The 19,900-nt window shown below is 61.7% G+C and carries 21 protein-coding genes; 15 read left to right on the top strand and 6 right to left on the bottom strand.

Translation table 11 applies throughout. From position 1 onward, the window contains the following. Both VVT58_RS23085 and VVT58_RS23090 read left to right on the top strand, forming a co-directional pair. Positions 1 to 1,203, top strand: a complete 1,203-nt coding sequence (locus VVT58_RS23085; RefSeq protein ID WP_021243466.1) for an AAA family ATPase — start codon at positions 1 to 3, stop codon at positions 1,201 to 1,203. A gap of 46 nt (positions 1,204 to 1,249) precedes the next feature. Then, positions 1,250 to 2,266: a ParB/RepB/Spo0J family partition protein gene (locus VVT58_RS23090; protein WP_021243465.1), complete on the top strand. Its 1,017-nt coding sequence runs from the start codon at positions 1,250 to 1,252 to the stop codon at positions 2,264 to 2,266. 8 nt (positions 2,267 to 2,274) lie between these two features. On the opposite strand, the gene VVT58_RS23095 is transcribed toward VVT58_RS23090, so the two are convergent. Continuing rightward, positions 2,275 to 3,147 (bottom strand): hypothetical protein, encoded by an 873-nt coding sequence (locus VVT58_RS23095; protein WP_231377886.1) that lies wholly within the window; start codon positions 3,145 to 3,147, stop codon positions 2,275 to 2,277. A gap of 218 nt (positions 3,148 to 3,365) precedes the next feature. Between VVT58_RS23095 and VVT58_RS23100 the strand changes: the two genes are divergently transcribed. The 5 genes from VVT58_RS23100 to VVT58_RS23120 all read left to right on the top strand — a co-directional run bounded on the left by VVT58_RS23100 (position 3,366) and on the right by VVT58_RS23120 (position 7,335). Next, on the top strand, positions 3,366 to 4,616 hold the full coding sequence (locus VVT58_RS23100; RefSeq protein ID WP_021243463.1) for a hypothetical protein: 1,251 nt from the start codon (positions 3,366 to 3,368) through the stop codon (positions 4,614 to 4,616). Positions 4,617 to 4,690: 74 nt separating this feature from the next. Beyond that, positions 4,691 to 5,830, top strand: a complete 1,140-nt coding sequence (locus VVT58_RS23105) for a tyrosine-type recombinase/integrase (protein WP_405053761.1) — start codon at positions 4,691 to 4,693, stop codon at positions 5,828 to 5,830. A gap of 102 nt (positions 5,831 to 5,932) precedes the next feature. Next, a complete protein-coding gene (locus VVT58_RS23110; protein WP_021243461.1) occupies positions 5,933 to 6,208 on the top strand; it encodes a metal/formaldehyde-sensitive transcriptional repressor in 276 nt (91 codons plus the stop codon). A 10-nt stretch (positions 6,209 to 6,218) separates the two neighbouring features. Beyond that, positions 6,219 to 7,142, top strand: coding sequence for a CDF family Co(II)/Ni(II) efflux transporter DmeF (gene dmeF, locus VVT58_RS23115; protein ID WP_021243460.1), 924 nt, complete (start codon positions 6,219 to 6,221; stop codon positions 7,140 to 7,142). 25 nt (positions 7,143 to 7,167) lie between these two features. Continuing rightward, complete coding sequence (locus tag VVT58_RS23120) at positions 7,168 to 7,335, top strand: DUF1289 domain-containing protein (RefSeq protein ID WP_081659631.1); 168 nt, start codon at positions 7,168 to 7,170, stop codon at positions 7,333 to 7,335. Positions 7,336 to 7,363: 28 nt separating this feature from the next. On the opposite strand, the gene cueR is transcribed toward VVT58_RS23120, so the two are convergent. From cueR to VVT58_RS23135, 3 genes are all read right to left on the bottom strand, one after another. After that, a complete protein-coding gene (gene cueR, locus VVT58_RS23125) occupies positions 7,364 to 7,750 on the bottom strand; it encodes a Cu(I)-responsive transcriptional regulator (RefSeq protein ID WP_021243459.1) in 387 nt (128 codons plus the stop codon). Beyond that, positions 7,747 to 10,041 carry a heavy metal translocating P-type ATPase gene (locus VVT58_RS23130; protein WP_051187041.1) on the bottom strand — a complete coding sequence of 765 codons (2,295 nt, stop codon included), beginning with the start codon at positions 10,039 to 10,041 and terminating at the stop codon, positions 7,747 to 7,749. Before VVT58_RS23130 ends, cueR begins: the two co-directional genes overlap by 4 nt. Before the next feature lie 178 nt (positions 10,042 to 10,219). Then, positions 10,220 to 11,107: an NAD(P)/FAD-dependent oxidoreductase gene (locus tag VVT58_RS23135; RefSeq protein ID WP_021243457.1), complete on the bottom strand. Its 888-nt coding sequence runs from the start codon at positions 11,105 to 11,107 to the stop codon at positions 10,220 to 10,222. Positions 11,108 to 11,420: 313 nt separating this feature from the next. On the opposite strand from VVT58_RS23135, the gene VVT58_RS23140 reads away from it, so the two are divergent. After that, positions 11,421 to 11,693, top strand: a complete 273-nt coding sequence (locus tag VVT58_RS23140) for a flagellar biosynthetic protein FliQ (RefSeq protein ID WP_021243456.1) — start codon at positions 11,421 to 11,423, stop codon at positions 11,691 to 11,693. Positions 11,694 to 11,792: 99 nt separating this feature from the next. Then, positions 11,793 to 13,076, top strand: a complete 1,284-nt coding sequence (locus VVT58_RS23145) for a hypothetical protein (RefSeq protein WP_021243455.1) — start codon at positions 11,793 to 11,795, stop codon at positions 13,074 to 13,076. A gap of 6 nt (positions 13,077 to 13,082) precedes the next feature. Here VVT58_RS23145 and copD read toward each other — a convergent pair whose 3' ends face one another. Continuing rightward, positions 13,083 to 14,018 (bottom strand): copper homeostasis membrane protein CopD, encoded by a 936-nt coding sequence (gene copD / locus VVT58_RS23150; protein ID WP_021243454.1) that lies wholly within the window; start codon positions 14,016 to 14,018, stop codon positions 13,083 to 13,085. A gap of 4 nt (positions 14,019 to 14,022) precedes the next feature. Beyond that, positions 14,023 to 14,415: a copper homeostasis periplasmic binding protein CopC gene (gene copC / locus VVT58_RS23155; protein ID WP_051035789.1), complete on the bottom strand. Its 393-nt coding sequence runs from the start codon at positions 14,413 to 14,415 to the stop codon at positions 14,023 to 14,025. 211 nt (positions 14,416 to 14,626) lie between these two features. On the opposite strand from copC, the gene VVT58_RS23160 reads away from it, so the two are divergent. From VVT58_RS23160 to VVT58_RS23185, 6 genes are all read left to right on the top strand, one after another. Next, positions 14,627 to 15,223, top strand: a complete 597-nt coding sequence (locus tag VVT58_RS23160) for a cytochrome c (protein ID WP_017502273.1) — start codon at positions 14,627 to 14,629, stop codon at positions 15,221 to 15,223. 135 nt (positions 15,224 to 15,358) lie between these two features. Further along, entirely contained in the window at positions 15,359 to 15,640 is a 282-nt protein-coding gene (locus tag VVT58_RS23165) for a hypothetical protein (protein WP_017502274.1), read from the top strand. Next, positions 15,637 to 16,074 (top strand): periplasmic heavy metal sensor, encoded by a 438-nt coding sequence (locus VVT58_RS23170; RefSeq protein WP_031290470.1) that lies wholly within the window; start codon positions 15,637 to 15,639, stop codon positions 16,072 to 16,074. The genes VVT58_RS23165 and VVT58_RS23170 overlap by 4 nt, the downstream gene beginning before the upstream one ends. Further along, positions 16,071 to 16,643: an RNA polymerase sigma factor gene (locus VVT58_RS23175; RefSeq protein ID WP_021243451.1), complete on the top strand. Its 573-nt coding sequence runs from the start codon at positions 16,071 to 16,073 to the stop codon at positions 16,641 to 16,643. Before VVT58_RS23170 ends, VVT58_RS23175 begins: the two co-directional genes overlap by 4 nt. A 93-nt stretch (positions 16,644 to 16,736) precedes the next feature. Further along, positions 16,737 to 18,632: a copper resistance system multicopper oxidase gene (locus VVT58_RS23180; RefSeq protein WP_021243450.1), complete on the top strand. Its 1,896-nt coding sequence runs from the start codon at positions 16,737 to 16,739 to the stop codon at positions 18,630 to 18,632. Then, positions 18,629 to 19,894 carry a copper resistance protein B gene (locus tag VVT58_RS23185; protein WP_021243449.1) on the top strand — a complete coding sequence of 422 codons (1,266 nt, stop codon included), beginning with the start codon at positions 18,629 to 18,631 and terminating at the stop codon, positions 19,892 to 19,894. The genes VVT58_RS23180 and VVT58_RS23185 overlap by 4 nt, the downstream gene beginning before the upstream one ends. Positions 19,895 to 19,900 lie beyond the last annotated feature (6 nt).

Below are 19,900 nucleotides of genomic sequence, written 5' to 3' on the forward strand. Positions count from 1 at the left end.
GTGGCAGCATCACTCGACATAGACGGTACGCAAGATCTCCTATCGGTAGCGACGCTCGCCCAGCGCACCTCGTCGGTGCTGGAGCGGTTACGCGATTCCGCGAGGAGCGCGCGCGCGGATGATCGTCGCGAACCGACTTTCCCTATTGGCAAGGCAGCTGACCTTGTTGGACGCACGCCGGCGGCAATTCGGGACGCGGAGAAGGATGGTCGTCTACCACCCCCGCCCCGAACCGAAAACAATCGGCGCGTCGGATATACGCTGGCGCAGCTCAATGACATGCGCGGGCTGTTCGGTACGAGGCCGTGGCGTGCCGCGGATGACCCGTGCTGCGTAGTCGCAGTCCAGAATTTCAAGGGCGGCGTCGGCAAGTCCACGCTTTCGGTCCATCTTGCGCAGTATCTCGCAATCCAGGGCTATCGTGTGGCGCTGATCGACTGCGACAGTCAGGCGTCGGCCACGACCCTGTTCGGCTATGTGCCAGACCTTGACCTGACCGAGGACGACACACTCTATCCGTTTCTGCGGCAGGAGGAGATGACCTCCCTCGACTACGCTTTGCGGAAGACCCACTTCGATGGACTAGAACTGATCCCGGCCAATCTGCGATTGTTTCAGTCCGAGTATGAGATCGCCGCGCGCATGGCACGAGGGCAGGGGGGGCTGATCGATCGCCTTGCACAAGGCATCGCCAGTATCTCCGATCGGTTCGATGTCGTCGTTCTCGACCCGCCTCCTGCGCTCGGTGCGATTTCGCTGTCTGTCCTGCGTGCGGCAAATGCGCTGGTTGTGCCAGTTCCTCCGACCGTGATGGATTTTTCCTCGACTGCCGCATTCTTGGCGATGCTCGACGAAACCATCGAAACGCTCGCAGAAAGGGGGTTCGCACCGACGCTTCAGTTCCTGCGATTCGTAGCGTCCAAGGTCGATGAAAACAAATCGATGCAAAAGGAATTGCTCAATCTGATGCGCACGTTGTTCGGGCATGCTTTGGTCAGGACGCCGCTGAAGGACTCGGCCGAGATCGACAATGCGACCGCGCGTCTGATGACCGTCTATGAGCTCGATGGGCCGGTGACGAGCAGCGCTGTACGCAACCGGTGCCTAACCTATCTCGATGGCGTCAATGCGGAAATCGAACTGGATATTCGGGCGATGTGGCCCAGCCATTTGAGCCGTTTGCGCAAGGAAGGCTTAGCGTGAACAGGCAAAATTGCACCGGTGCAATTTTCGGTGAGAAAGCGGAATTATGAGCAGGAAAAATGCGAGTTTTGCTGCCGGCCTTGCGGCCGGAATCGATCCTCCCGAAGATGCCGCGGCCGCACCTCGACGACCCGGACTTGGCGCGAATGTGCTGACGGGACGCGAGAACCGCTTGGCGGAGTTGGCGGCTGGCACTGTGGTCAGCCGGACGCACGAATTGGTGGACCCAGCGCGCTGCCGGATGTGGGTCGGCCATAACCGTGAATATGCCCTGCTCACCGAGGAGCGGTGCGCTGATCTGATCGAAAGCATGAAGGCTCAAGGTCGGCAGGAAATGCCCGCGATCGTGCGCCGGGTGCGTGGCGAGGCCGATTATGATTTCGAGGTCATCTGCGGCGCACGACGCCATTGGTCGATAAGCTGGCTGCGAAGCCATAACTATCCCGATTTCCGCTTCCTGGTCGACATACGGGAACTATCTGACGAGGAAGCGTTCCGGCTTGCGGATATCGAGAATCGGGCCCGGGAAGACCTGACCGATCTGGAGCGCGCCCGCGACTATCTGCGCGCGCTCGACGCCTACTATGAGGGGCGTCAGAAGGTCATGGCCGAAAGGATAAAGGTTACCGAGAGTTGGCTCAGCCGATACCTTGATCTTGCGCGTCTACCGAACGAGCTGATGGCGGCCTTCCCGAATCCGCAAGATTTGCGCATCAAGCATGTGACGGCCATCAAGCCTCTTCTCAAGCCCGACGATCGGCGCCAGCGCGTATTCGCCGAAGCGGCAGTTCTCGGTAGTCGATCTGGAGAGGAGGGTGTCCCTACGGCAGTGCCGGACATCATCCGCGCACTCGCGCTGGCAGCAGACCCCCCCAAGAAGTCAGGCACCCCCAAGAGGTCAGGATCAACTGAAACGCTCACCTCGCAATCGGGTAGGCCGCTTGTGAGGATCGATGGCAAGGATCGTAAGGGGGTTAGGGTGACGTTGCTGACGCAGGCGGGGGGGACGCGTGCTGAAGCTGAAGATGCGCTCAAGCTATTGCTCGATAAGCACTGGCAGTAGGACGCGGTCTAATAGAGCTTCGCCATCAGCTTGCGGGCGCCTTGCGGGGTAATGCCGAGCAACCGCGTCACTGCAGGTTGGCGCAGACCTGGATAGGCGAGTTCGAGGCGAGCCAGGAGAGGCGCGCGGCTCCGACGGGTCGCTGCTGCATTCAAGGACGATGGTCCCCGACGCTCGAGCCAGTCGAGATCTTTCAGACCTGCCTTGCAGGCCGTGCGTAGCGAACGGGTGATGACAGCCACCATGTCGTCAATCTGTGCAGGTGGAAATTTCGGCAGCAAGATGAGTGAGGGCAGGGGGGCAAGCGTGAGACCGGCGGCGTGGAGTATGGTCGGCACATGACTGGCCACCAGCCAGGACCGATCACGCGCGCGGGGTTCGAGCATGACCGTTCGCCCATCGATGGTTGTTATGTCCACTGCCGCTTGATCGGACGATCCTACCACCGCCAGCATGTCGATGATCCGTGTCGCGACCGCGCGAAGCGTTGGGGCAGAGTAGGGGGCCTGCGCCGCGACGCGAGCCTGGCGCCATGCGGACCCGAAATAGGCGAGGTCGCTCGCGGCCCAGGTCTCGGCCTCAGCGCGGTCATCAAGGACGGTGCGCAAGATGTTGAGCGTAGCCCGTGCAATCGGGTCGCGTTCGTTTGCCGTAGCTTCGATGGCGAGATGAAACACGGCCGCGACCGAAACTGGATCATTGAGGCCCTCGGACGCGCGAGGAGGGGGCGTGCGTCCGCAGATCCAGTCCTGAAGATGGTCGACATCGACCGGCACGCCTGCAAGACCAGCCAAATCCGCCGCGCCGGATAGCCGCGCCCGGGCAAGCCATATATCGGCCCAGGGGCTGTTGCGAAGTCGACCATCAAGGCGGCCGAGCATGAGCAGGGCGTTTTCTGTGAGCGATGGATCTATGATCGGTCGTGCCATACCGCTAGCGTTAACGCGATTCAGAAGGAAACCAAATTGATAAGTTGGTTTCCCTTATCCTTAGCGTTGAAATAGGAACATATGATAATTGCAGTTATCACATGTCCATAATTGACCTTACTTTATAGGGTGGGCTATCAAGCATCCTCGGTGGGCAGGGGCGATCAAGCGTGGAAAAGACGGTATTCTGGTCATGGCAGAGCGATCTCGACGGGCGTGTCACGCGCGAGGTCGTCCGTTTCGCGCTCGACGCCGCGATCACGATGCTCTCGGCCGACGTCGAGGAAGCCGACCGGCCGAGCCTGACCTCGGACACGCAAGGCGTGGCCGGCACGCCCGACATCGTCGCGACCATTCTTCGCAAGATCGACGAGGCGGCGGTCTTCGTCGGGGACGTCACGCCGATCGCCGTGTCCGAGAGCGGCAAAGCCTGCGCGAACCCGAACGTCCTCCTCGAGATGGGCTATGCGAACCGAGCGCTGAGCGAGCACCGCGTCATCCAGGTCTGGAACACCGCGTTCGAGGGCGCCACGCTCGACAAGCTGCCGTTCGACATGCGGGGTAGGCGCGGACCGATCGCGTTTCACCTGCCGGTTGGCGCCGATACGACCGAGCTACGCCGCGTGCGCGGAGAATTGGCAAAGCAGCTCGCGGGCGCGTTGAAGGCCTCATTGGACGAACTTCCCCCGCTGCCGCCAGAAGCCATTCCCTGGCAGTCGCATTTCCCGGGTGATGCCGACGTCTGGTTTGATCGGTCCGAAGTGCAGACGGTGACCAATCCGATGCACGGCACGACGAAGCTGCGGTGGAAGCCGCACTTCGCGGGCTATGCGCGGATCATTCCGTCGAAATGGGCGGCGAAGCCGGGAGCAAAGCAAGCTCTGGCTGGCAGTGAGGGGCATCCGGCGCTGCTGGCACAGCCCAACGCGCTCAATTTCGGAATCAGCAAGGGCGGAGCGATGGTCTACTGGCCAGGCACAGCGGAGGAGGGCGTCGATCCCACGGTCGCCTTGACCCAGTGGTTCGAGAAGACCGGCGAAATCTGGGGCGTGGGCGGGGGGTTCCTGTTTCAGCGAGATGAAGAGCGGCTCACCCTGTCGACCGGCTATTTCTACCAGCGCTGGCTCCATTTTCTGGAGCGGAACTGCGCGCTGGTGCTCGCCCATGGTGGTTCGCTGCCGATCCATGTCCGGCTCGGCGTCACCGACATCAGGGACAGCTGGTGGCCGCGCGGCCCGTTCCAGTTCAATGACGAAGGCCACGCGGCGGTTGAGGACTCCTACGAGTACGATGCAACGCTAACGTCGATCGGGGTAGAGGAACTCCAGCGCGTCGCCGTCGCGGCCTTCAACGGCCTGGCCGCGGCTTACGGCATGGAGCCGTTCACCCACGACCAGATCATCGAACAGTCGAGGCCCTGAGCGTGGAACAACTGCCCGCCATAAGCCCAGTGACGGACCCGCCATCGGGATCGGGGGTCGATCTGGCATGGGAAGTGACGAAGCTTGGGGCCGGCCAGACGATCACCGTCAACAAGGCGCTCATCGATGCCTATCAGGCCGCCTCCTCGCCCCACAGCATCCGCGCCCTCAAATCCGATCTGGAGGCGTTCGATCTTTGGTGTCGGTGCTCGCACAGGGCGTCGCTGCCAGCGACCCCCGAACTCGTGGCTGACTATCTCGACGCAAGGGCGGGGAAGGGGGCCAAACCGGCTTCGCTCGGCCGCTACAAGGCGTCGATCGCGAAGATCCACCAGCTTCTCGATCTGAAGGATCCGACGCAGACCGAGCTGGTCAAGCTGCGGCTCCGGGCGATCCGGCGCGAGAAGGGGACCGCGCAGGTCCAGGCACGGCCGCTGCGCTTCAAGGGGCCGGTCCGTGATGTGGAGCGCGAGGCACCGCGAGGGCTGAACGTGCGGGCGTTGCTCGAGGCCTGCCCCGACGATCTGCCGGGACTGCGCGATCGCGCGCTGCTGTCGGTTGCCTATGATACGGGGCTGCGCGCCTCCGAGTTGGTGGCGATCGCGGTTGAGCACATTGTCGAGGCGCTCGATCCCGAGGCGCGGCTTCTCACGATACAGCGCAGCAAGGGCGACCAGGAAGGGGAGGGGGCGACCGCGTACCTGTCGCCGCGCTCGGTGCGCGCGATTGCGGCCTGGACGCAATCCGCAGGGATATCCTCTGGTCCGCTGTTTCGCCGCGTCCAGGTGCGGCGCTACAAGGCGCGAGCAGCGGTGAAGGGGCGTCGAATCGATAGTATCTCAAGCCGCGAAACCTGGGATCTACGCAAGACGCTCTCTAAGCCGGCGGTGCCGGCCCGGTTGGAGTTTGATGTCGGCAGTGTTGCCCTGCATCCCGGGTCGATCGGACCGATCTACCGGTCGATCATCCAGCGGGCGTTCGATCGCGGGGCTCTGAGCGATCTCACCGCCGACGATCTCGCGCGACTGCTCAAGGGGGTCAGCGCGCATTCGACACGCGTGGGGCTCAACCAGGACCTGTTCGCAAGCGGCGAGGATCTCGCCGGAATCATGGATGCGCTGCGCTGGAAGAGCCCGCGCATGCCGCTTGCCTACAATCGCAATCTTGCTGCCGAGGCGGGCGCAGCCGGGCGTTTGCTCAATAAATTGGCCTGACTGGTAAGCCGACTATCTGTCCAATCGCGAACTCGCCTAGGCGGCTCGGGGGCCTGAGACTGCTCTGGCTATCACCAACGAGATAGGGTAGGGGGGTATGCTATGGGACATTTGACCGAAGGCAGTGATGAGCTCCTGAAGCGCGTGCGACGTATCGCCGGGCAGGTCACGGCGATCGAGAAAGCGCTGACCGCCAACGCCGATTGCACGACGACTCTGCATCTCGTTGCAGCGGCGCGCGGCGCCATGAACGGGCTGATGGACGAGATTATTGAAGAGCATGTCCGAGCCCATGTGGCGGACCCCGACCTCACGGCCGAAGATCGTGCCGCGGGAGCAGACGAATTGATCGCGGTCATACGCCGCTACGCGAAATAAGGCTGAGATCATGACGACGTCCCGCGATATTGACGCCTTTGTGCACGACCATGTGTATCTGGGGGCCTCTCACGACGACAACGCTCGTCGGACGCTGTGGGTGGTGGTGCTGACGGCTGTGATGATGATCGGCGAGATTTTCGCCGGCTATGTCACCGGATCGATGGCGCTGCTGGCCGATGGCTTCCATATGGCAACGCATGCTGGCGCGTTGAGTGTCGCAGCGATTGCTTATGCCTATGCCAAGCAGCATGCATCGAACCGGCGGTTCAGCTTCGGAACAGGCAAGGTCGGCGACTTGGCGGGCTTCGCCTCGGCGCTGGTGCTGGGCCTGATCGCCCTGGGGATCGGGATTGAATCGATCCTTCGGCTGTTCGAGCCCATAAAGGTTGCCTTCGGCGAGGCGACCCTGATTGCCGTCGTTGGGCTTGGCGTGAATATCCTCAGCGCCTTCCTGCTGTCGGGCAGCCACCACCACCATCATGGGCATGACGATCATGCCCACGACCATCATGCCCATGGCGGCGACAACAATCTCCGCTCGGCGTATGTGCATGTCCTCGCCGACGCTCTCACATCGGTATTGGCAATCGCGGCCCTTCTGGCAGGCCGCTACCTTGGCTGGGTGTGGATGGACCCCGTCATGGGGATCGTGGGAGCCGTCGTAATCGCCCGCTGGTCCTGGAGCCTGATGCGAGATACCGCCTCAGTCCTCCTCGACTCGACCGACAGCCATGTTGCCGAGGAAATACAGGATCTCGTTGAAGGGCCAGGCGATGTGCGTATTGCCGATCTGCATGTCTGGCGTGTCGGTCCCGAGGCCCATGCCGCCATCGTCGGAGTGGTCGGCAGTGCGGGGATCAATGCAGGCGTGATCCGCGACCGGCTCGTGCCGGTCCATGAGTTGAAGCACCTAACAGTCGAATGCCACTGACGAGGTTGCTGTTAAGTCGCCGTGCATAGACCTGTGCCGTTTCGATGGCACGACCGGGTGGTGTCGAGGGTGCGGTAGGTCCAAACCCGAATGCCGGGCATGGAAGAAGGCGCAGCCTCAACAGCAACGCAAGATTGCTGCCGATCTTCCGCGCCGGCTCGCGAAACTGGCGGGTCGCGAGTTGCAGAAATGAGCGCGAAGGCCCCGCGCGAAGACTAGATTCAAGATTCCAGATGCGTCAGGATCGGACATTCCGGCCGATTGTTACCGTGACAGCTCCTCGCCAGATCCATCAGCGCTGCTCGCATCGCATTAAGCGCGTCCGCCTTGCGGCCAAGGTCGGCTGCGCGGGACTCTGCCAGTGCCTTGACCTCGGCACTGGCGCGGGCCCGATCGGACCATAGATCAAGCAGCTTTCGGATTTCTTCGATTGGAAAGCCGAGGTCGCGGGCATTGGCTATGAACCGAAGTCGATGCACATCGGCATCCGAGTAGTCGCGATACCCACTATCCCGCCGCGCCGCCGACGGGATCAGGCCGATTTTCTCGTAATGGCGGATCATCCGCTGAGAGACCCCGCTCGCGTCCGATGCCGCGCCGATGTTCACAATTCCACCCGGTTGAGCCGCAATGCGTTCGTCACGACGCTGACGGAGGACAGTGCCATCGCGGCCGCCGCGATGATCGGCGAGAGCAGGATGCCGAAGATCGGGTAGAGCAGCCCCGCAGCGATCGGGACCCCGGCAGCGTTGTAGATGAAAGCGAAGAACAGGTTCTGGCGGATGTTGGACATCGTTGCTTCGCTCAAACGGCGCGCACGAACGATGCCGTTCAAGTCGCCCTTCAGCAGGGTGACGCCGGCGCTTTCGATTGCGACATCGGTGCCCGAGCCCATCGCAATGCCGACATCGGCGACGGCGAGCGCGGGCGCGTCATTAACTCCGTCGCCTGCCATGGCCACGATGCGCCCCTCAGCTTTCAATCGCGAGACCACATCGCTTTTCTGATCCGGCAACACTTCGGCTTCGACATCATCGATTCCAAGTTTCCGCCCGACCGCTTGTGCTGTTGTGCGATTGTCGCCCGTCAGCATGACAACCCGGATGCCCTCCTTGCGAAGCGCCGCGATAGCCTCAGCCGTCGTTTCTTTGATTGCATCGGCAATGGCAAGGATGCCGGCGGCCTGTCCGTCGATCCCGATGAAGATGGCGGTCGCGCCGTCTTGGCGCAGCTCATCCGCCTGCGGCTCAAGGGCGCGAACCTCGATCCCGTTTTCTGACAGGAAGCCGGCATTGCCCAGCGTGATGCGCTTGCCATCGACCGTGCCGATCGCTCCCTTGCCGGTTGGGGAATCAAAGTCGGTGACCTCGGGGAGCGCAATCCCCCTATCCTTGGCGGCGGCGACCACGGCCAGCGCCAGCGGATGTTCCGATGCCCGCTCCACGCCGGCGGCAAGCCGCAGCAGCTCGGTCTCCTCATAGCTTGTCGCGGGAACGATGCGGGTAACCGACGGCCGGCCCTCGGTCAGCGTGCCGGTCTTGTCGACGACCAGTGTGTCGATCTTCTCCATCCGCTCCAGCGCTTCGGCATTCTTGATCAGCACGCCGAGCCCTGCACCCCGGCCGATGCCGACCATGATCGACATCGGCGTCGCCAGCCCCAAGGCGCAGGGGCAGGCGATGATGAGGACAGCGACAGCGGCGATCAGGCCATGGGCCAGACGCGGCTCTGGTCCCCAGATTCCCCACACGCCAAAGGCAATGAGCGCGATCAGCAGGACCGCGGGCACGAACCATCCCGCGACCTGATCGGCCAGGCGCTGGATGGGTGCCCGCGAACGCTGGGCGTCAGCGACCATCTGGACAATACGCGCCAACATCGTGTCGCGTCCGACCTTCTCCGCGCGAATGACGAGGGCGCCGCTTTGGTTGATCGTTCCGCCGATGACCGCATCGCCCAGCGCCTTTGTGACCGGCATCGACTCGCCCGTCACCATCGACTCGTCGAGCGAGGATCGGCCGTCTTCGACCTTGCCATCGACGGGTACTTTTTCGCCGGGCCGCACACGGAGACGATCACCGACGGCCACCTGCTCGAGCGAGACCTCCTCATCATCCCCGTCGGCGCCAATGCGGCGCGCGGTCTTGGGCGCGAGGTTGAGTAGCGCCTTAATTGCGCCCGAAGTCCGCTCGCGGGCGCGCAGCTCGAGCACCTGCCCCAGCAGCACGAGCACGGTAATGACGGCGGCGGCTTCGAAATAGATCGCGACCGTCCCGTCCATCATCCGAAACGCTGCCGGGAATACCGACGGGGCGATGGTTGCCACCACGCTGTAGGCCCAGGCCACGCCCGTGCCCATCGCGATCAGGGTGAACATATTGAGGTTCCGTGTCCGCACGGACGCCCACCCACGTTCAAAGAATGGCCAACCCGCCCAGAGCACGACCGGGGTAGCCAGCGCAAACTGAAGCCAACCAGATAGTTGGGGCGGTACAAGATTGTGCAGCGCCGGGAAGAGGTGGCTGCCCATCTCCAGGACAAACACCGGGATGGTGAGCAGCAAGGCGATCCAGAAACGCCGGGACATATCCAGAAGTTCACCGCTCGGCCCAGTGTCTGCCGTCACAAGTTCCGGCTCAAGGGCCATGCCGCAGATCGGGCATGGCCCGGGATGATCCTGGCGGACCTCCGGGTGCATGGGGCAGGTCCAGATTGCGCCCGGTTGAGCGGTTGCCGCCTCCTTCTCACCCTCGGACAGGTAGCGCTCCGGGTCAGCGACAAACTTCGTGCGGCAACCCGCGCTGCAGAAATGATAGTCCTCGCCGTCATGCGAGGCATGATGTGACGTTCCCGTCGGATCAACCATCATCCCGCAAACCGGATCTTTGACCGTTTTCACGTCCGTGCCGCCACCGTGCTTGCCGGCGCAGCAGCTATGGGCGCCCGAATTGCTAGCTGGAACAGGATCAGTCACAGGCTCGTCTCCTTATCGACGAAATGCAATCTGGGGTCTGACATCGTGTCAGGGTCAAGCCCGACATGCATATATTTTTGATGGCTGATTCTGCGCTGGCGTCTCAGCCGGGCAACAGATTGTGGATCGCCGTTGCAGCCTTGGCGGCCTGACCGGCCGCAACAGCAATTTGATCCAGCCCTTCGACCATGTCGCCAGCAGCGAACAGGCCGCTGACCGTCGTTTGTTGATGCTCGTCGACGACAATGCACCCTGCCTGGTCCAGTTTCGCACCGGCCATGTGCGCGAGTTCCGAGCGAGGGGAGGTTCCGAGGGCAACATAAAGGGTGTCGAAGCGAAGCGATCGGCCATCGGTCAATTGAGCGATCAGATCCTTTCCATCGATCGACAAATCTCGGACAGGGGCGCGTTCGACCGCGATACCGCCTCGAGCCAGATCTGCCTCTTCGGCCTCCGACAGTTGCGAGCCGTCCTGCGCGAGCAAGGTGACGGTGTCGCTATAGTGCCGCACGAACACAGACTCGGCGGCGCCATGGTCTGAGCACCCCAGCACGGCCACCCGCTTGCCGCGTACCTCATAGCCGTCACAGATCGGGCAATAGCGTATCAGACCTTGCACGAGGCCTCGATCATGCGTTTCCAGCGCCATTCGCGGACGATGATTTCTCACGCCTTGGGCAAGCAATATCGTGCGGGTATTGACGGCCTCGACACCTGTAGTGACCAGGAAGCCCGTCCGGGTCTGTACAATCCCATTGGCTAAACCATCGGAGAGCTTCGCGCCGTAACGCAGGGCATGCCGGCGCATCCGCGACAGCAGATCGTCGCCCGATATGCCGTCTGGAAAACCCATCAGGTTGTGCGTGGCTGGAATGGAGGACGCGCGGCCGTCGCCGGCATCGATGACCAGCGTAGAACGCAGAAACCGGCCCAGATAGGTGGCTGCTGTCAGCCCTGCCGGGCCACCGCCTATGATGACGCAATCGTACATGCGAGCCTTTCGCTGACCTCGGCCGTCACTGATATTACGCGGTACGATGCCTCTTCCCTCGAACAGAGACACGCTCTTCCAAAAAAAGATCGGGTCGTGAGGGGTAAACGCCAGCGCTGCGTAAATTGAGATGAAGCCCATCGCCTGGCAGGATGGACAGCCGAGGTGCCCACGGGTCGCAGCGTGGCGCCGGGGCGAGCGGATGTGGGGAAGACGGATTGGAATCAACCGATCGCGCTCCGTGTCGCTCGCCCCGCAACAAAGGTTGCAGCATCACGGGCAGGGGCGTCAGCATCATAGTCGGGTGGGAGCAATGGAGACCTACAGCCCTTTCTCGGCCTCGATGGGCCAGGCGCTTTGGGTGATCATGATCGTCGCTGGCCCCCCGCTGATAATCATGTTGGTGGTGGGGCTGATTATCTCAATGATCCAGGCTGCTACATCGATCAACGAACAGACCGTGAGCTTCGTCCCCAAGCTCCTGACGTTCATCTTGTTCCCCGCGCTTTACGGGGCAACCGCTGGCGATCTCCTGATCGACTATACCCGTGACCTGCTGACGCATATTCCGGACGATATCAAATAATGAGGACCGATTTTCATTCGGGGCGACCACGCAAAAACTGGTCGAATACGGGACGGAGTGCTAGCGTCGGAGAGGATCGGCGCGAAAGGGGAGCGGGGTTTGGCGGAGTTTGAATTGCTGGCGCGGCAACTGATCCAGCGATGGAAGGAAGACCCGAACGCGACGTACCAGAGCTGGTTTCTATGGGATGAGCGCATCAAGAACTTTCGCTCGATCAGGCGTGGTCTGGCTCAGGTGGTTGCTGAGATCGAAGCCGGTCGGTTTGGCGTGGCCTATCGCGGTTCTTCTCTGGAGACGGTCGTTCATTCAGTCGCCGAGCAGAGGCAGATCTTCAAGGGCGCGGACCATGCGTTTCTCTGGAAGCCCAAATTGCGCATTCCCGACATCTATGAAAACCCGGCGAACCAACGCGCGTTTGGTCGATTGCTGGACCATTGCGCCTGTTGCGACACCGCGGAAGAGATCATCGCAGGTATTCACACGATTGATCGTCTGAACATCAAAGGGCTGGGGCCAGCGGTGGCCAACCTCCTCTATTTCCTGCATCCAACCCTCGTGCCGCCGTTCAACACGGCGATCGTCAACGGCTATAACAAGCTGACCGGCGGCAAGGTGAAGCTCGGAAGCTGGCAGCATTTTCTCGCAATGCGCTCGGGCGTGCTCGACCTGAACGAGCGTTTTCGCGATCTGCTGTCGAACGATCTGGGCGCCATTGGTGGCCTTCTGTTCGACATCGGCTCGGGCCGCTATCCCGCGCCCCCGCGCGACGAGGAAGACCAGACTCTAAGATCCTGGGCCGCGCGCCTCGAGCAAGCCCGGGCCGAAGCTCAAACCCTCAACAAAGCGCTGCAAAAGCAGGGCGAGAGTGACCGCACCCATTCGGAAATCCAGGCGTGGCTGCGCGATATCGGTCTAGCGCTGGGGTATAACATCTGGATCGCATCCAATGACCGGGGACGGCTGCATGACGGGGTGCGCTTGGGGGAGGGGTGCCTCGAGAGCCTGCCAACTTCCATTTCGACATCGACGGGAGCGGATGCGATCCGCCTCATCGATGTTTTGTGGCTGGAGCAAGGCGGCGACCGGGTCGCGGCAGCCTTCGAAGTCGAACATTCGACCTCCATCTATTCGGGTATCGTCCGGATGCTGGACCTTGCGCTGAGCGGCAGCGATCTTCACGCGACAGCCGGATTGTTTCTTGTCGCTCCTGACGCTCGCGAAAGCGAAGTCCGCGCGCAAATCGCAAGGCCCGCGTTCAACCGGATCGCGGACCTCGAAATCGCCTATCTTCCCTATGGCGAGCTCGAACGGCACAAGGAGGCGATTTCCCGGTTTGGCTCGGGTCTAAAGGCGATCAAGGCGATATCGCGCGCGCTGCCTTGATGCCTTTTACATCCCGGAGGCAGGTGGCGCCAACAGCCCCAACCAGGCAACTAAGATAAGAATGGTAACGGCGCAGCCGGTCTCGATTGCGAGGCTGCGGCGGAGCGACCCTATCGCCGAGGAGGTGTTGCCTGTCTCGATCGCCGCCGCGAGCGACGGCGTCAGAAAGTAGCGATTGGCCGCCGCCAGCAACAGCATCAAGCCGAACAGCAGCAGCTTTGCCACCAGCAGCAGGCCATAGAGGCTGGTAAACATGGATCCCAGATTGGAGGGGCCGATCAGTATCCAACTATTGATCAAACCCGACACGATAAGCAGCGCCACGACCACCGATCCGACCTTCGCAAATCCATCCAGCGCGCGGTGCGAGAGGTGAATGTGATCCACCGCCATGCGCGCGGCAGGGCGGAAAACGAGGAGGCAAAGCGCGAACAACGCGCCTACCCAGATGCCAGCTGCCCAGAGATGGATGATATCGGCACCAAGATGGACCCATCCCCGCAAGCCTTCGTCGGCAGCGCCATGCCCCGTCCAGGCCAAGGTCGCCAGAGCGACAGCGGCGGTCGCTGACAGCGACCACAGGGCGAAAGCGGGACGCCGCCAACCGACGATGGAAAAATAGAGCACGAGCAGGAGGGCCGCGACCCGTACCTGCCAGACCGTCCCGATCGCAGTGCCCGATATGAGAAGATTGACCGTGGCGCGGTCTACCTGATCGAGTGGCACGCCCCCCATCGAGGCCGCCAGGACCATCATGCCCAGGATAGATAATACGATACCGGCCAGCGCGATTGTCGCCAACACCGACCGGAAACGCAGGACCGAGCCGGATGCCCGCTCAGTCCCGCGCAACGTGTAGAGGCCGAACATCGGCAACCCGAAGAGGAGCATGAGATCGAGGAAAAGTCCCAGCCTCACTGCGATCGCTATGATGTCCGGCACGGTCTTACTGGACCTTGAAGGTGTAGCTGCCCTGGATGCGATGGGTGTCAGCAGAGACGACGTGATAGTCGACCTTGTAGGTTCCAACCGGCAACGGCTTGGCAAGCGTCGCGACGAGCGTCTTGCCATCGGCGCCCACGGTGGCCTTGACGCCGTTCATCTTCATCGGCGCCATCTTCATGCCTGGCATTTCGGTCATCGTCAGGTCGAGCCCGGAAAATTGTGCGACGAGCGCTTCAGAAAAGACGAGCTGAATTCTGGTCGGGGCGGCGACCACGGCATTTGCGGCAGGGGTGGCGGCATTGAGCTTAGGGTGAGCCTGCGCAGCGGTAGCGGTGAGGACAGACGCCGCCATGGCGACGGCAAAGATTGTTTTACGAAACATCGATTTCTCCATGGGCGGCGAGACTGCCGACACATCGAATTACGCACCACGCGGCGCCACCCCTCATCAGGCGCGCAAGAATTCTGCAAATCAGAACCCCGGCGGGATTTGCGAATGAGATCTGCGCGACAGATGAGGGATCGAAGCTTGCAGTGCGTATGGACAATTGGATGGGTGTGAGAACCACCCGGATCCAAGGGACGCTGCCGCTCGGGAGGAAGCTATGGAGAATGCTAGGACGACTTGGCTGCGCAGGCACTTTCCAAGTGTAGGTTTTATCGCTGCGACAGCGCTGGTCGGCGGCGCGCTAGCGGGGATCGTCGTCTATGTGGGTGCCTATGACATCGGGGCGGATTCGCCGCACACCAAACCGGTCTATTGGCTGATCGAGCAGCTCCGAGATCGTTCCATCGCCGTGCGATCTCGTGATGTGAATGTCCCGGCCAACCTTGGGGACGTGAAGCGGCTGCAGAGCGGGGCGGGGCTCTACACCGAGATGTGCAGCGGCTGCCATCTCGGGCCAGGACTGGAAAAGTCCGAAATCAGCCAGGGACTCTATCCGAGGGCGCCGGAGCTTTCCCGCGAGGAGCAAAGATCGCCAAAGGAGCAATTCTGGATCATCAAGCATGGGGTCAAGCTGACCGCGATGCCAGCTTGGGGTAAGACCCATAGCGACGAACTGATCTGGGATATGGTGGCTTTCGTAAGGCAACTTCCGCGTATGTCACCCGCCCAATATCAGGCGGCAATAGCCAGTGCGCCCGAAGACCATGACGCGATGATGAAGGATATGCCCGGCATGACGAAGACGGCGCCATAGCGTTGCGGCTGCTCCGTCGCTGTTGCTCAGATCTGCCCGCTATGTGCGATGCTTTGACGGACAGGCTGATAGAGGGGAAAGTAAAGAACACGTCCTGGGCCGTTGCCCCGGATTGATTGAGGATTGGACTTTTCGATGGATACCGACCTGGACCGGCTGCTGAGCCGCTTACGCAACGAACCGACGCATCCGGGGCTGATTGGTCTGGAGGATGCTGTGTTCCGACGCATAGCGGCATTGCCGCAGGTTTCGACCGCGTCTCAATTCCGCCTCGGTGCGGTCGCGGCTTTCGGAGCGGTACTGCTGGGTATCGCCAGCAATGGCTTTACGCCGCGTGCCGAGGCGTCGGTCACGCTATCGCCTTTCGGGCCATCAAATCCGCTTGCCCCTTCGACGCTGCTGGTAGGTTCTCAATGAAGCCCAAATTGCTCCTCCTCGTCGCCATCGTCGCCTTTGCATCGGCGGTTGCGGGCGTGTTCCTGGGCCGCTACTTTTTCCCGCAGCCCAAGGCAGCCGGCGTCGAGCTCCACGATGTCTTGCACAGCAAGCTCGATCTGGATGATCGTCAGAAGGCCAAGATCGAGCTGCTAGAGCAGGGTTTCGCCGTGCGTCGGCGCGCGCTGGAGCTTGAACTGCGATCGGACAATGCGCGTCTCGCAGCCGCGATCGAGGTCGAACATGGCGAAGGGCCGCGTGTGACCGCGGCCGTCGATCAGTCGCATCAGGCAATGGGCGAACTGCAAAAGGAAACGCTCGGGCACATCTTCGCCATGCGGCAAATCCTTCGCCCCGATCAGGCCAAGACCTTCGATCAGGCGGTGGTTCATGCGCTCACCGACGATGCACGGTGAGTCTGGATCTCCAGGCGTGTTCGGACGGTGAACTAGCGGCACTGACGCTTGCCGGTCGGCAGTCGGCTTTCGCCGAGATTATGCGTCGGCACCAGACAGCGATATTTCGACTGGTGCGCGGCCTGGTCGGGAATGCCGAGGAAGCACTTGATCTCACGCAGGACTGCTTTGTATCCGCGTTCAGCCATCTGCGGAAATATGATGGTGCGCGTCCGTTGCGCGCCTGGCTATCCCGGATCGCGATTAACAAATGTCGCGATTGGCGCCGCCGCCAGAGGGTGCGGCAGCTCTTCACATTTGGCTCCGCGCCGTCGGATGATGAGATTGAGCAAGTGCCGGATGACGCACCCTCCGCACATGCCAGTGCTGAATCGAAAATAGAGGTGGAGCGACTGTCGGCGGCGATCAGCGCATTGCCTGCCACGTTGCGTGAAGTCCTGATGCTCAGGACCGTCGAAGGGCTCAGTCAATCAGAGGCCGCCAAAGCGCTTTCCGTCAGTAGCAAGGCTGTGGAGACGCGCCTGTATCGCGCGCGCGCGCGCCTCGCAGAAATACTCGCTGAGGAATGAGGGGTGCGCGCTGCTCGCGCGTAAGGATAAAGAGATACCGCGCTTAAGCGTCTTTTCAGACCCAAAGTGCTGCACGTTGAACAAGGAGATATTATGTCCCCCGGATTGAACCGCCGCGACCTTTTCCGCGGCGCTGCGCTGGCCGGCGGTGGCCTCGCATTGTCGGCATGGCTGCCGGCATGGGCTCAACCCATTTCGTCCGGGATTGCCAAGCCACTGCCAACGGTCAGCGGGAACGATATCACGCTCAAGATCGCGCATCAGATGATGATGATCGACGGCCGACAAAGCCATGCCATCGGCATCAATGGCACTGTGCCTGCGCCCCTCATCCGTCTGCGTCAGGGCCAAAACGTCCGCCTGTCGGTGATCAACGATCTCGAGGAAGACAGCTCGATCCACTGGCACGGCCTGCTTTTGCCGTTCCAGTTCGACGGCGTGCCCGGCATCAGCTTCCCCGGCATCAAGCCCAAGTCGACCTTTGTCTATGAGTTCCCCATCGTCCAGGCTGGCACCTATTGGTATCATAGCCATTCGGGGCTGCAGGAGCAGTTAGGTCATTACGGACCGATTGTCATCGACCCGGAAGGCGAGGATCCGATTCAGTCGGATCGAGAGCATGTCATCGTGCTCTCCGACCATAGCCAGATGCATCCGCACGCAATTTTCCGGAAGCTCAAGCAGGTCGGCGGTGGCTATTTCAATTATCAGCGGCAAACGCTGGCCGGTTTGCTGGCCAAGGAAGACCAACCCCTCAAGGACCGACTTGACTGGGGCAATATGCGGATGGATCCGACCGACGTGTCCGATGTCACGGGCTCGACCTATACCTATCTCGTGAATGGGCATGGCCCACGGGACAACTGGACCGCGCTTTTCAAGCCAGGTGAGCGCGTTCGCCTGCGTTTCGTCAATGCCTCCGCGATGACGACGTTCAATGTCCGGATTCCCGGTCTCAAACTTACGGTTGTTCAGGCCGACGGGCTCAATGTCAGGCCGGTCGAGGTCGACGAGTTTCAGATCGCGGTTGCCGAGACCTATGATGTCATCGTTACTCCGACCGATGATCGCGCCTACACGCTGGTCGGTGAATCCGTTGATCGTTCGGGCATGGCACGCGCCACACTGGCTCCGCGTGAAGGCATGACGGCCGAAGTTCCGCCGCTCCGCAAGCGGCCCCTTGCCGATATGAAGGACATGGGCATGGGGGACATGGATATGAGCGGCATGTCCGGCATGGACCACGCAGCAATGGGGCATGACATGTCTGCCGGCGGAGCTGCCGCGGGCGGGATGGCAGGCATGGATATGGGGGCCGGCGCGTCGATGCCAAGCATGCAAAAACCGGCGGATAGTTCCATGGCCAACATGCCCGGAATGGGCAGCGGGTCCGGTGATACAATGGGCGGCATGGCGATGGGCGGAATGGGCGGCATGAACATGCGCGACGCCAGCAAAGCGCCGCAGGTTAAGATGGGACCGGGTGTCCAGACGATCTCGCCCATGCCGATGGATCGCACGGGAGAACCGGGACAGGGTCTCGAAGACGTTGGCCACCGCGTCCTTGTCTATCGCGATCTCATGGCGGTGGAGCGCAACCCCGATGTTCGCGCGCCAGACCGCGCGATGGAAATCCACCTGACCGGGAATATGGAACGCTATATGTGGTCGTTCGATGGGGTGAAGCTCAGTGACAAGCGCGAGCCCATTCCCTTTATCGAAAACGAAAGGGTCCGCGTCACGCTCGTCAATGACACGATGATGTCGCACCCGATCCATCTTCATGGGCATTTCTTCGAGCTGGTGACCGGGCATGGCGAGTATTCGCCGCGCAAACACACCGTCAATGTCGCACCAGGAGGCAAGGTAAGTTTCGACGTCACCGCAGACGCAGTCGGCGACTGGGCGTTTCACTGCCATATGCTCTATCACATGCATGCCGGGATGATGCGCGTCGTCTCTGTCCGTCCCCGGGGAGATGCCGCATGAAGTCGCTTCTCCTTCTGATCGGCGCGGCCCCGCTCGCCTTGGCGACCCCAGTCAGCGCGCAGTCGATGCAGAATATGCCGGGCATGAACATGCCTGCTGCTCAGCCAGCGGCGAAGAAAAAGCCGGTGGCCAAGCCAGCAAGCCAGCCCAGGCGCGCCGCTGCGCCCACGGCTAAGGGCAAGCCTGCCACCCCGAAGCGCCGGGCACCGGCAGCAAAACCCAAGTCGGCGCCGCACGACATGTCGGGCATGGGGGCTATGTCCGGCATGGAGATGCCCGGTAACAAGACGCCTCCAATGGCTGACCCGCATGCCGGCCACGACATGTCCGGCATGCCTGGCATGACCATGCCCGATGGGGCGGGCGGTACGATGAAACACGACATGCCCGGCATGGACATGCAGGCGGCACCCGGCGGTCAGCCGATGCAGCACGATATGTCGTCGATGCCCGGCATGGCGATGGATGGGCCGATGGCAGCCCATGGCGCTGGTGGCACCAGTCTCATGCCCGGCAACGCCCCTGCACCCCAACCTCCTACCGACAACTATGCCGACCGCGTCTACAAAAACGGCGAGATGGCGGCTTCGCGTATCATGCTGCATAAGGAACATGGCGGCTCATCCAGCTCGATGATCCTGTTCAATCTGGCGGAATATCAGGTCCGTAACGGCCGCGACGGCTATCGGTGGGACGGGGAGGCGTGGTTCGGCAAGGATCTCGATCGGCTGGTGGTCAAGACAGAGGGTGAGGGCGTTCTTGCTGGCAGAAGCGGCACCTACATGGAGACCGCAGAAGTTCAGGCGCTCTACAGTCGTGCACTCGACCCTTATTGGAACCTCCAGGCGGGTGTCCGTTACGATTTCAAACCCAACCCATCCCGTACTTATGCGACGATCGGTATTGAGGGGGTGGCGCCTTACTGGTTTGAGACCGAGGCTGCCCTGTTTCTGTCGAACAAAGGCGAGGTGTTGGGGCGGATCGAGGGCTATTATGATCAGCGTATCACGCAACGCCTCATTCTCCAGCCGCGCCTGGAAGTGAACCTTTCAGCACAAAATGTCCCGGAGACGCGGATTGGAGCGGGCATCACGAACGCCGAATTGGGACTGCGTTTGCGTTACGAACTGCGCCGCGAATTTGCCCCCTACATCGGCGTTTCTTACGACCGAAAGTTCGGGCGGACGGCGGACTATGCACGCTCAGACGGAGGGGACGTGAAGGCGGCCAGCTTTGTAATCGGTGTTCGGACCTGGTTCTGAGAAGCG

The sequence above is a fragment of the Sphingobium sp. SJ10-10 genome (assembly GCF_036038995.2).
Lineage (GTDB): Bacteria > Pseudomonadota > Alphaproteobacteria > Sphingomonadales > Sphingomonadaceae > Sphingobium.